The organism is Streptomyces pimonensis (assembly GCF_041380215.1).
In the GTDB taxonomy this organism is placed as follows: Bacteria; Actinomycetota; Actinomycetes; order Streptomycetales; family Streptomycetaceae; genus Streptomyces; species Streptomyces pimonensis.
Genome location: NZ_JAHWZY010000035.1, coordinates 52,973 through 65,081 on the forward strand (window position 1 = coordinate 52,973; position 12,109 = coordinate 65,081).

The window sequence follows — 12,109 nt, forward strand, 5'->3', positions numbered from 1 at the left end:
TCGTAGGCGAGGAAGAAGCCGGAGCGGCGGCCACCGAGGTCGAACATCCAGTCCCACAGTTCGGGGGAACAAGCGAGGTTTCCGGGATACCCGTCGGGGTGCCACCCCTCCATCGGGCAGTTCTCTGCAAGCAGGCGAACGCCGCGTTTGGCTGCGTACTCCAGCAGCGGCGGAAGGACGCGCTCGGCCAGTTCGATGTTGTCGTCTACCGATCGTGTGATGTCGCGGCCGATGAACGTGCCGACGTAAGGGACACCCAGGGCTGCCGCGACGTCGATGCAGGCCCGCAGGTGCTGGTGGATGCGGTCCCGTTCCTTGCTGTCGCCGTGCAGATTGTTGTCGCAGTAGGTCACTGCGGAGATGGTGAGGCCGTGCCGATCCATCAGCTTCTGGACGCGTTCGGCGTCGTCGCCGGAGAAGTTGGCGACATCGAGGTGTGCGGCGTGGTGGATGTGTGTGCTGCCGGTCGGCCAGGCCGCCACCTCCAGGGCTTCATACTCCTCGGTGTGGGAGGCCCAGGCCGCGACTTCGTCGAGGGACAGCCAGGGCAGGCATGCGGTGAGAAGTCCGAGTTTCACTGGTCCTCCGTCGACCCGGTGAGCATGGCGAGCCACCGCTGGGTGTCGCGGGTGTTGGGGTGGTCGGGTCCGTGCTTTCTCGTCTGCGCTCGCACGATGTGCCGGAGCTCGCGGAGGGGCGTGCGGTGCGCGAGGCCGCTGCGGCGAGGAAGCGTAAGCGAACGGGCGATAGCGAGGTACTTGCGGGTCTCCAGCGTGTCCGGATGGCGGGTCCCCAGGACCCGCTTGCGGTCGGCCAGCAGCGGCCGGAGGACCGTGCAGGCCCGTGGCCCGTCCCCGGACAGCACGTACATCTTTCCTTGGGAGTGCCGGGCGTCGAGGGTGTCGGGATGGTCGGGCCCCAGCTCGCGCGACCGGAAAGCGATGACCGCGTCGTAGCCGTCCTCTGCCTCACGCCGATGGCCCTGGCGGAAAATTGTCCAGGAGCGCATGCATTGGATGTGCAGCCGCAGTGACGCGGCGCTGTGCGGCACTTGCGCCGCGAGGGAGCGGAATTCCGCCTCGGCCGACTGGAAGCGGCCCTCGCCCACCAGGGCCCAGCCCAGCAGGCGGCGCGTCTGGAACGTCTCGGGGGCGCCAGGGCCGAGAATCCGGACTTCGTCCGCGCTGAGCTCACGCAGCAGCGCTTCGGCCCGCTGGAATCGGCCGAGCTGGAGCAGCACATGCGCATAGACACGGCGTAAGCCGAGGACGGCCGGATGGCCGGGGTCCAGGCTCTCGGCCAACGGACGGGCGGCCTCAGCAAGACCCTGGGCTGTTACCTCATCCCGGTCATCGATGTACGCCTCGCACGCAGAGGCAGCAACAGTGAGGAGCCGTGCCGCGGCATCGTAGTCGAACGCGTTGGCCGGGCGCTGGAGCAGTGAGTGCAGCCGTGCCGTCAGCTCCCCGAACTCCCTGCGGCGAGCCGGGGGCAGCGCGCGGATGTCCTCGAAGCCCTCCAAGGAGGGAGGAGTGATCGCGGTCAGTGCTTCGGCCATGTGCACACCACCGCGCCTCAGCCACAAGGACAGGGCGTGACCGGTGGCCTTGATCAGCCGAGTGACCGGTCCGGTCCGCTCGTTGCTCAGGATGTAATGAACGTCTGGCAACCATGTCTCTTCGTAGATGTCGGTACGCAGCTCCGCCGGCAAATTGCGGGCGGCCAGCCAGAGGATCAAGAACGGCAGCCGGAGGAGACGAGCACGGATCTCCTGGCTGAGCAGGTCGCACACGACGAGGTACGCGACCGCCCCCAAGAGGGCAACGGCGACACCGATCACGACGGCGGCTGCGTTCACAGCGCCCCTCCCTCTGGACGCAAGATGCCCTGGACTCCCTCAGCAGGCGGGCGTAGTTGTTCACTGAGCGCGGCCAGTTCGAGCCGAGCCGTTTGAATCCCGTCGGGACTGAGCCGGTACATACGGCGGGGAGGGCGGCCGACCACGGACGGGTCGATGTCCTCCTGCTCCTTGATCAGCCAACCGGCCGCCTGCAGCCGGGCCACGATCGGGTATAGCTTCCCGCTGGGAAAGCCGGTCACTTGCATGAGTTCGTAGCCGTAGCGGGGCTGCGAGGCGTCTTCGAGGAAGACCCGCAACACCTTCGCCACGGCGACAGTCATTCGCACAGAGGCCATAGTAAGAGTTTTACATAGGGGTCGAAGTGATCGCCAGAGCAACCCCCCTTCTGCGGCAGTTCGTTGGAGACCGTCTACCAGGAGGAGCCTGGCGCCGTAGGCCTGCTACCCCGGCCTGCACGGTTTCCGGCTGGCGGATGGTCGCTGCTGTAGGCCGGCGCACGGGGAGCCGGCACGGTGGCTGCGGTGAGGTTCAAACGGGCGCCCATGTCGAGGTTCACCTCTCCGTACGGCCGTACGTGGGACCAGAACAGCGGGGTCAGACCGCGCCGGTTGGCGGGCGTGAGGAGGTCAGCCCACTCGGGTTCGCCGAGGACGTCCTGGAGCATCAGGGTGTTCACGTAGACCAGGGCGGACTGGAGGATGCGTAGACATAGCACGAACATCTCCTGTTCGCCGCGCCGGTTCGAGGCGACCTCTCCCCCCTTGCCGTAGGCGATCACGGAGTTGGCGCCGTCGGAGGACTCCATGACGTTCAGGCCCTCCTCGATCTCCCGCTGGAGGTCCCGCAGCCGCAGGTAGCGGGCCACAAGGATGGTCTTCTGGGCACGGCCAACCTCCAGCATCGCCGCGTACGTGGGGTGGGAGGCGTTGCGGGTGAAGCGCCGCAGGATCGCCTCGGTGGACGCGGTCCGGGTACGGATCGCCGTGACGTACTTGATCATCTGGTCGTACTGCTGGGCGATGAGTTCCCAGCGGATCGGGCGGGTCAGCGCCGGAGTCAGCTGCGGGTAGGCGTCCGGTTCGCCGGCCACCGGCCGGTACAACTTCACCTTGTTGATCCGCTTGATCCTCGGCAGTAGGTCGAAGTCCAGCAGCCTCGTGACGCCGAACCCGATTTCCGACTGGCCGTGCGAGTCCGTGTAGTTGGCTTCCACGTCCATGGTGGTGCCGTGCCGCATCGCGCCCTCGACCATCGCGGCGACCTCGGAGGCGGTGCAGTTGATCAGAGCTGGGAGTGGATGGCCAGGGCTTCTTCTCCACGTGCCAGGAGATGAGCACCCCGCGGCCGCCGTAGCGCGAGTGCCACTCGGTGAACAGGTTCTGGCCGTAGGCGCGGACGTGCGTGGAGTCGGAGGCGACCGCGGTCGAGCCCTGGCCCCACAACTCGGTGCTGTCGACGTCCTCACGGAGGTCCTCTCCCGCCCCGTCGCCACCAGCGCGTACGGGCCCGTACGCGCCGAGGAGGACGTGATCGGCACCGAGGTGCGTGCCCTGGCCGAGCGCGGTCCCGCCCGTGACGCCCTGGACGTCTTCGCCGCCTCCCACCGCTGGACCACCGCCGACCTGGAGGAGTTCGGCCGACGCCACGCCCGCGACCGCTTCGACCTCGACTCCCTGCGGACCCGCCTGACCGCCGTCGCCCGGATCGACGACGCCGAGTTCGAGGCGTACGGAGCGGACACCGGGCTGGTCGACGAGCTGATGACCTGGCCCAGGAGTGGGCCGACGACCCCGGCCGCCGACTGCTCCGCGACCAGGACACGGACCGGTAGCCCCGGCGCCACCCCGTACGGTCCTGCGCTCGTCGTGCGGCGAACCGCTCCCCCATGGCCGGAACCGTGCCTTGGGCACGTCATGTGGCGCATCGGGGGAACCTCGCTCGCCGAAGGGGGCCGGACCTTGCGTGCGTCGAAGGGCCGGGTCCGCGACGACGCGGGCGGGCTTGACGGAGCGTCCGGGCGCCGGTGGTCACTGGCCGGGGTGGACAGCCTGGACGCCGGTGCCCGCGTACGCCTTCGGCGTCAGGGTGAGCAGGAACCGTCCGGTGGGGTGGGCGGCCGACGGCCGGGCGGTGTGGATGGCGTGGACGGCGGCCCAGGAATGCCCGAAGCGCAGCAGCTCGGTGGCGGTGACTGCGGCGTCGGTGTCGAACGCCTCGATCCGGATGAACCGCAGCCCCTTGATGTAGCTCAGCAGGCCGGGCCGCTCGGCATCGCCGGCCGTCAGGGACAGCACCGGCGCGTACAGGCTGCCGAGTCCGCCGGAGGCCTGGACGTAGAACGCGGCGACCGTTTCATTGAACGGATCCTTCGGGTCGTACAGAGCGGTGGCGGTGGTGTGGTCCAGAACGACCGCGATCGCCGCCACTACGCGGCCGTCTGCGAGCCGTGCTGTGCCCCGCCCAGGCGCTCCAGCAGCGCACGGGCCTGCGCCTCGGCCTCCGGGCTGGGCACCTGCCCCAGAGCGGAGGCGAGCTCCGAACGGGCCAGCTCGGCACGCTCGGCGTACTCGGCCCTGGTCGGCGTGGCCTGCGCCAGCTCCTCCACCAGGCTCCGAATCGTCGTGCGGTGCTCTGCGGCCAGCTGCGCCAGCCGGTCCCGCGCCGCCGCGCTCACCTTGATGCTCGTCTCGTCTGCCATGACCCGACTCTACCGCGTTCCTCTACCGATGGTAGAGGAACGCGGTATACCGACCCTGCCCTGGACAGGCCGGTCACCTCGGCGAGCGGTGCCTGTGCCATGAACCAGCGATCCTTCAGGAGGAAGACGACGAGGTGGTCGGCGGCGGACAGTCGTCGGCCGCCGGCGTCCGGGCCGCCGTCGGGGCGCTTGCCGGGAAGCAGGACCGGGGATGCTTGGCACAGTAGTCGCGGTAGCGGGCGATGAGGCCGTCGAAGGCTCAGGGCTCCAGTCCGGTGAGGCCGGGGTGTCGCAGTCAGGCAGGAAGTTCGTCGCCGACGGGGAAGCGGCCGAACTCGGCGGGTCATGCCGGGGCGGCGGTGCGAGGCGCTCGGATCGGCACCGGTTGGCTCGCCGGGGCGCCCTTCGCCCTGATCCACCTTCGCCTGGCGGTACCGGTTGCGCAGCGACTCCGGACTCACTCCGAGTTCCCGGGCAACTTCGATGACCGTCCGGCCTGTGGAGTCGACGAGCGCGGCCGCGTTCCGCTTGAACTCCGCCGTGTACCGCTTCGTGCAGTTGCTTCCCGCCTGGTGCTGCTTCCTCTGGAACCTCATGCCCCAGCCTCCAGGTGTCCACGCTCAAGGGGAAGCTTCAGAGCCGGCCACACCCTGGCATCACGTCAGATGCTCAGGTGCCCCACACCGTGACAGCGCTCGGCCCGGGAAGACCAAGGTCGCGAAGCCCTGACCGGTCCGTCGTGGCCGGTGACGCGGTTCTCGCCGCCCCTTCCGCTCCGGCGCCGGTCCTCGGACGCGCCGCGTGCGGGCCGGTGCGGGCCGTGCCGTCCGCTTCTCGTCCCCCTGCCGTGGCACGGATCGATCGAACGTGCGCCGGCTTGCGAATCATCGAACCCTCCGGCATTGCTACGATACCAGCATGCGGGTATGTTTCTCTGAGGGTGAGGTGACGGTGCGCCCACAAGGGTGGCCGGTTCCGTCCCGCACGCACGGATGGAGGCTGATGCGGTGCCACGCATCGACGAGTTGAAGCCGACGCACGTCTTAGCCGGGCCCCTTCCCGCCGGCCGCAGCGGAGTGCAGATCGTCAGGGGGCACGACGAGCCGATCGACGGGACCGTACGGACCCACCAGTTCGGTGGGGTGCGGGTGGCACTGGTCAGGGGCGACGGCCCCGGGGAGCTGATCCGGCCGGCCCGGCAGATCGACGCGTGCACGGCGGGCCGCCTGCGCGTGGTACGGCCGCTGACCGGCACGGTCTGGGTGTTCCAGGACGGCCGGCACGGGATCGTACGCGCTCCCAACCTCGTCTGCTTCGACAGCACCCGCCCCTACAAGGTGGTCATGCCGGAGAACTTCCGCCTGGTCGACATCATGGTGACGCACCGTCTGGTGGGCCTGACCGCCCACGACGCCGAGCCCCTGACCGCCCGGCCGTGGTCCGGCGCCGAAGGGCTAGCCGCCCTGCTGTCCTCCCTGCTCGACGGGCTCGGCCGGCACGGCAGGGAGGTGGCGACCGCGGTCGACCTGCTCGGCGGCAGCGTCGCGGGGCTGACCGCCGCGCTCTTCGCGGAGCGCATGCGCGAGGTCGCCGAGGACCCGCAGATCGCCCGGCAGACGCTGATGCTGAACATCCAGACCTATGTGCGCGAGCGGCTGGCCGATCCCGGTCTGAGTCCGGTGACGATCGCCCGCGCGCACAGCATCTCACTGCGCTACCTGCAGAAGATCTTCCAGGAGCACGGGATCAGCCCCGCCCGCTGGATACGCGACGAACGGCTGTCCCGCTGCCACAGCGAACTCGCCGACGCCTCCCTGGACCACCTGCCCGTCGCGCTCATCGGGGAGCGGGCCGGACTGTACGGGGCGTCCCACTTCAGCCGGCTCTTCCGCGACCGTTACGGCATCACCCCCCGCGAGTACCGCAGAGAGCGGAACGTCTCATGACCGCGGCCGACCTCTCCCTGCTCGACGGCGGGCCCGCCCCGCGGCCGGAGTGCGCCACGCTCGGCAACGCGCTCGTGCGGGCCGCGCTCACCTCCGCCTCCGGGGGCCTGTGCTTCGTCGGCGCCGAGGGCGGCGAGACCCACTGGAGCTACGCGCGTCTCCTCGAGGAGGCTGCCCGGACGCTCGGCGGGATGCGGGAGGCCGGGGTCCGCCCCGGGGAACGGGTCGTCCTGCACATCGCCGACGAACCCGAGCTGCTGACCGTGTTCTGGGCGTGCGTGCTGGGTGGATTCGTCCCGCTGCTCGTCGGCACCGGCGCCGACCGAGCCGCCGGGCCCGGCCTGCTGGACGCGGTGTGGGAGCGCCACGGCCGCCCCCGCGTCGTCACCGGCCGGGAACAGCAGGTCCTCGCGACCACCCGGGCGCACTCCGGCTGGGCCAGGACCTGGCTCGGCCACCCGCACCACCTGCGCGCCGCCGCCCCCGACCACCACCGGCACCCGGCCCGCCCCGGCGACCTCGCGGCCCTGCTGCTCACCTCGGGTTCCACCGGCGCGCCCAAGGCCGTGATGCTCACCCACCGCAACATCCTCAGCCGCAGCGCCGCGACCGCCCGTGCCAACGGACTCGGCGACACGACCCGCACCGTCAACTGGATGCCGCTGGACCACGCCGGCGGACTGCTGCTGTTCCACGTGCGGGACGTCTACCTGGGCGCCCACCAGGTGCACGCCCGGCGGGACTGGGTCCTCGCCGACCCGCTGCGCTGGCTCACCCTGGTCGACCGGCACCGGGCCTGCACCACCTGGGCGCCCAACTTCGCCTTCTCGCTCGTCAACGACCAGGCGCACCGGCTCGCCGGCCGGACCTGGGACCTGAGCTGCCTGCGCTACATCATGAACGGCGGCGAGGCCGTGCACGCCTCCGTGGTCCGGCGCTTCATGGACCTGCTCGCCCCTTTCCGCCTGCCCGGGGACGCGATGTTCCCCGGCTGGGGGATGTCCGAGACCGCGGCGGGCGTCGTCGACTGCAGGCTGTCCGACCTGGACACCGGGGACGACCGCTACGTGCCCGCCGGACGGCCCCACCCGGGCACCGCCGTGCGCTGCGTCGACGACCGCGGCGCGCTGGTCCCCGTCGGCGCCGTGGGGCACCTCCAGGTGAGCGGTCCCTCGGTCACCGGCGGCTACCTCGACGACGCCGAGCACACCCGCCGCTCCTTCACCTCGGACGGCTGGTTCCGCACCGGGGACCTGGCGTTCGTCGAGAACGGCGTCCTCACCGTCACCGGCCGCGCCGACGACCTGATCGAGTGCGGCGGCGTGCGCTGCCACAGCCACGAGATCGAGGCCGCGGTGGAGGAGCTGGACTTCGTCACCCCGTCCCACACCGTGGCCTGCCCGGTCACCGGCCCTGCCGGCGACGAGCTCGCCGTCTTCTACCACCCGCGTCCCGGCACCGCGCCGGACGAGGCGGAAGCCGCCGTCCGCGCCCGGGTCGCCGGCCGTCTCGGCCTGTCCGTGGCCCGTGTGGTGCCGGTGGACGCCCAGGACGTCCCCAGGACCGGCATCGGCAAGCTCCGCAGAACCCGGCTGCGGCAGTGGTACGAGGCACAGCGCGTCCGGACCGACCGCACATCCATGGACCGGCACCCCACTGCCGTCGCGAGCGAGGGGCCCGCAGCGCGGGCAGGAAAGGAACAGGACGTCATGACAGACACGGCACGCACCGCCGCCGACGGCGGTGCGCTGCGGATCGGGGTGCTCGGCCCGCTGGACATCCACTCGCAGCAAGAGGACCGCACACCCACCGCGCCGATGGCCCGGCGCGCCCTGGCGATGCTGCTGCTCAACGCCAACCGCCTGGTGTCCACCGCGGCCCTGATCGAAGAGCTCTGGGAGACCGAACCACCGCGCCTGGCCCGCAAGACCGTACAGACGTACGTCTACCAGATGCGCAAGGCGCTGCGCTGCCCCGGGGATCCGGACGAGCGCGTGCGGACCGGACCGGGCGGCTACCGGATCGACCTCCGGCCGGGGGAACTGGACCTGTGGGAGTTCGAGCACGGGGTCGTGCGCGCCCGCACCGCACTGAGCGAAGGGGATCCGCGCACCGCCGCGACGCTGCTGCGCCAGGCGCTGGCGCTGTGGCGCGGCGAGCCGTTCGCCGGACTGGAGACGGGAATGCTGCTCGGCGCGCAGATCGCGCAGATCGCCGACTCCCGGCTCAGTGCGCTGGAGCTGCGCGTCGCCGCCGACCTGCAGCTCGGCCGCCACCGCGCTCTGGTGGGAGAACTGCGGCAGCTCACCACGGACCACCCGTTCAACGAGGAGTTCGTCGCGCAGCTGATGCTCGCCGCACACCGGTCGGGGCAGCGCGCCACCGCCCTGGAGGCGTTCGCACGGCTGCGCCGCCGGCTCGTCGACGACCTGGGCATCGAACCGGGCGAGCGGCTCCAGCGGCTCCAGCAGGACGTGCTGAACGAGGCGCTCCCCGGGCCGGAGGCGGTGTCCGTCACGACGCCGCCCCCCGCGCGGACGGCGGCCCCCGCTCCCGCCCCCGAGCCCACACGACGCCCCGTTCACGGCCGACTGCCCCTGGACACCCCGGACTTCACCGGCCGTGTCCGGGAACTGGCCGAACTGACCGCGCTGGCGGGCGAGGGCGGGGAGGGGACACCACCGGGGGCGCACGGAGCGGGTCCGCGGGTCGTGGTGGTGCTGGGCCCGGTCGGGGTGGGCAAGACCGCGCTCGCCGTGCACGGGGCGCACCAGCTGGCCGGCGGCTTCCCCGACGGGGTGCTGCACGCCCGGCTGCACGGCGACGACCGCCCCCGCACGGCGGCCTCCGTGCTGCGCGGACTGCTGCGGGACTGCGGTGCGGGCCTGGCGGAGCTGCCCGACGACACCGACGAACTCGCCGGGATGTTCCGGGCGTTCAGCGCCGGACGGTCCCTGCTGGTGCTGCTGGACGACGCCGCGGGAACCGACCAGGTGCTGCCACTGCTGCCGGCCGACGGCACGAGTCTGGTACTGGTGACCTCCCGGGTCCGGCTGCCCGGCCTGCCCGGCGCCCGGACGCTGTCGCTGGGTCCGTTGTCGGCCCCGGACGCGACCGCCTTCTTCACGGGCGTCGCCGGGCCCGAGCGCATGACCGGCGGACCCGCCGCCGTGGGCGAGGTGACGGAACTGATGGGCAACTACCCCCTCACCCTGCGCGCCGTGGGCGAGAAGTTCGCGGCCCGCCCCATGTGGACGCTTCCCGACCTGGCCCTGGGTCTGGTGCACGACGGCCGCCTGGCGGCGGAACTGCACGACGAGGCCTGTGACGTACTGGCCCGGGCGTCGGCCGCCGTCGCCCGGCTGCCCGCGTCGCTGCGCCGGGCGCTGGTCCTGCTGGCGTCGACCGGAGCGGACTCCTTCGGCATGGACGAGGCGGGGCGGGTGCTGGCCGGCGACACCTGGGCCGTGCAGTCCCTGATGGGCCGGCTGCTCGACCACCACGTGGTGGTGCGGACGGACCGGTCCGACCCGTCGGCCCTCACCCTGCGCGTACCGGACCTGATCCGGCTGTCCCTGCCCTCCCCCGACGACGCGGAGCTCCACGTCCTCCCGGGCGCCGACCGCGCACTCGGCGGTCGCTCCGCGGCCGGGGTCCTGACCTCCACCGGCTGAGCACACCCCGCGTGGGGTACACACCGGCCCCGTCCCCCGGGCCGGGCCACGGCCCTCGCCCGTGGCCCGGCCCGGGTTCCATGGGCAGGTGCAGGCGCTGTCCTTCGGGCGAGGATCGCACCGTCCCGCCCCTGGAAGAACCGGGGAGCCTGTGCCGGCCGAGCACGCTGCCGTGCGCGGGCCGGGGACGGGCTGGGGCCTGCACGAGTACCGCCACTCCTCCCTGCCCCACCTCGGCGAGGCGGGGAGGACTTGCTGACGCCGATGGCACGGTCGCGGCACAGGAGGCCGGAGAACGTCCGCCGCTGCCTCAGGCCCCCGCCCGCCGCCGTCGCCGAACTCACCGGTCTGCTCGCGCCGGACGACAGCAGGCGTGGAGCGCCCTCGCAGGCCCGGCGGCGCCATCGATCCGGCTGCACAGAGTCAGTGGAGTCAGCGAGGATCGTGGGGAGCCTCTGTGGCTTCGGCGACCTTGTCCTCGGGATCCGTGGACCCTGCCGGTGTGGGGGCTGCCGCATGCGTCCGGGCGTTGCCGCCAAGGAGGCAGCCCGCCGCGGCGATGGCGGCTGCGGTCCCGGCTGTGAGCAGCAGGACGCGATGGTCCACAAGGGCGACCAGGCCCGCCCCCGCGGCCAGGGTCAGGGCGTTGGGAGCGAAGAGGAGGGTGTTGGCGGTGGCCGCCACCCTGCCCAGGAGGTCGCCCGGGGTTTCGCGCTGGACGGCGGTCATGGCCGCGATCAGCACACACGGCAGCCCCGCGCCGATCATTGCGCTGGCGAGCAGGGAAACAGGTGTCGAGGGGACGGCGCGCAGGGTGACGCCCAACGCGAACAGCCCCATTCCTGCTGCGGCGAAGACGGGTTCGGACATCCGCCGCAGCAGAGCACCGGCGAACAGCCCGCTGAGTACGGAGCCGGTGCCCTGCACGGCGTAGAGCACCCCGGCGAAGGCCGGTGAGCGGTGAAGACCGGCATCGACCACGGCATACACCACCGCCCCGTTCAGCCCGGCCACGCCCATGGTTGCGGCCCCGGCCAGAACCAGACGCCGCAGAGCCGGGTGATGCCGCAGATGGCGGATTCCCTCGGCGGCCGCGGCGGTCCACCGGTCGGCTCCGGCCGGGTGGAGCGCGGGCTCGGACACGCGTATGAGGGTGAAAGCTGCGGCGGCGAGCACAAAGGTGACCGCGTCCAGCAGGGCGACGGCCGCGCCGCCGAATTGCACGAACAGACCTGCCCCCAGAAGCGGGGCGATCAGTTTCATACCCTCGTTCGCCGTCATTCGCAGGCCGTTGAAGTCGCCGCGCAGCGTTTCCGGCACGACGGCGGCCACCAGGGCGGCCTCTGCCGAATCCAGCAGCACGGAGCTGACGCCATACACGGTCAGCACAGCGAACAGGATCCAGACCTGGTCCCCGGAGTCGACGGCGAGAAGCGGCACCATCACCACGGCCATGCCGAGATTGACCCAGATCAACAACGGCCGCCGACGCACGCGGTCGGCCACCGTGCCGATCAGCGGACCGAACAGAAGGGGCGCCCACACGCAGAACGTCGTCAGGGCGGCCAGACTGTCCGACCCGGTGAGCGACTTGGCCCACACGCCGGCCGCCAGGGCCATGGCAGAGCTGCCGAAACCCGAGACCACGACACCACTCAGGTAGAACGCCACATTGCGATCGCGTAAGACCTGTCTTCCGCCCCAGCCCATTCCCTCGTCCCCTTCCCCGGCACTGAGCTCACGCAGACGAAGTGACCGTCCCTGGTCCGGTCACGGGGACCCTCCCCGCGACCGGACCAGGGGGACTTCGATGCGCAGAGGTTACGTGTCGTCGGTCGCGTCCTTGTCGCGCCGCTCCAACTCCGTACGCGACGGCGCCCGTCGTACGCCGTGCAGGCCGTGCGCAGACGGCCGGACCGGGACCGGCGCG

The 12,109-nt window shown here is 71.6% G+C and carries 8 protein-coding genes and 4 pseudogenes; 2 read left to right on the forward strand and 10 right to left on the reverse strand.

The window, feature by feature from the left end; translation table 11 throughout:
• Positions 1 to 5 precede the first annotated feature (5 nt).
• From KYY02_RS27145 to KYY02_RS27185, 9 genes and pseudogenes are all read right to left on the reverse strand, one after another.
• Positions 6 to 614 (reverse strand): annotated as a pseudogene (locus tag KYY02_RS27145) (sugar phosphate isomerase/epimerase family protein); the annotation flags it as partial.
• Complete coding sequence (locus tag KYY02_RS27150; protein WP_371242383.1) at positions 575 to 1,858, reverse strand: tetratricopeptide repeat protein; 1,284 nt, start codon at positions 1,856 to 1,858, stop codon at positions 575 to 577. The pseudogene KYY02_RS27145 and the gene KYY02_RS27150, both read right to left, overlap by 40 nt.
• Complete coding sequence (locus KYY02_RS27155; RefSeq protein ID WP_371242400.1) at positions 1,855 to 2,181, reverse strand: PadR family transcriptional regulator; 327 nt, start codon at positions 2,179 to 2,181, stop codon at positions 1,855 to 1,857. The genes KYY02_RS27150 and KYY02_RS27155 overlap by 4 nt, the downstream gene beginning before the upstream one ends.
• 89 nt (positions 2,182 to 2,270) lie before the next feature.
• Positions 2,271 to 3,113 carry a Tn3 family transposase gene (locus tag KYY02_RS27160; protein ID WP_442538169.1) on the reverse strand — a complete coding sequence of 281 codons (843 nt, stop codon included), beginning with the start codon at positions 3,111 to 3,113 and terminating at the stop codon, positions 2,271 to 2,273.
• 115 nt (positions 3,114 to 3,228) lie between these two features.
• Positions 3,229 to 3,771: pseudogene (locus KYY02_RS27165) on the reverse strand (hypothetical protein); the annotation flags it as partial.
• Between the two features lie 117 nt (positions 3,772 to 3,888).
• Positions 3,889 to 4,287: a PIN domain-containing protein gene (locus tag KYY02_RS27170; protein WP_371242385.1), complete on the reverse strand. Its 399-nt coding sequence runs from the start codon at positions 4,285 to 4,287 to the stop codon at positions 3,889 to 3,891.
• Positions 4,287 to 4,559, reverse strand: coding sequence for a hypothetical protein (locus tag KYY02_RS27175; protein WP_371242387.1), 273 nt, complete (start codon positions 4,557 to 4,559; stop codon positions 4,287 to 4,289). The genes KYY02_RS27170 and KYY02_RS27175 overlap by 1 nt, the downstream gene beginning before the upstream one ends.
• An 11-nt stretch (positions 4,560 to 4,570) precedes the next feature.
• Positions 4,571 to 4,899, reverse strand: a pseudogene (locus KYY02_RS27180) (ISAzo13 family transposase); the annotation flags it as partial.
• 61 nt (positions 4,900 to 4,960) lie between these two features.
• Positions 4,961 to 5,155 (reverse strand): annotated as a pseudogene (locus KYY02_RS27185) (transposase); the annotation flags it as partial.
• 411 nt (positions 5,156 to 5,566) lie between these two features.
• Between KYY02_RS27185 and KYY02_RS27190 the strand changes: the two are divergent.
• Together KYY02_RS27190 and KYY02_RS27195 are read left to right on the forward strand one after the other, a co-directional pair.
• Positions 5,567 to 6,505: a helix-turn-helix domain-containing protein gene (locus KYY02_RS27190; protein WP_371242389.1), complete on the forward strand. Its 939-nt coding sequence runs from the start codon at positions 5,567 to 5,569 to the stop codon at positions 6,503 to 6,505.
• The gene (locus KYY02_RS27195) at positions 6,502 to 10,179 is read left to right on the forward strand and encodes an AMP-binding protein (RefSeq protein ID WP_371242391.1); all 3,678 of its coding nucleotides are present in this window, start codon (positions 6,502 to 6,504) and stop codon (positions 10,177 to 10,179) included. The genes KYY02_RS27190 and KYY02_RS27195 overlap by 4 nt, the downstream gene beginning before the upstream one ends.
• A gap of 432 nt (positions 10,180 to 10,611) precedes the next feature.
• Here KYY02_RS27195 and KYY02_RS27200 read toward each other — a convergent pair whose 3' ends face one another.
• Positions 10,612 to 11,889: an MFS transporter gene (locus tag KYY02_RS27200; protein WP_371242393.1), complete on the reverse strand. Its 1,278-nt coding sequence runs from the start codon at positions 11,887 to 11,889 to the stop codon at positions 10,612 to 10,614.
• Positions 11,890 to 12,109: the final 220 nt, after the last annotated feature.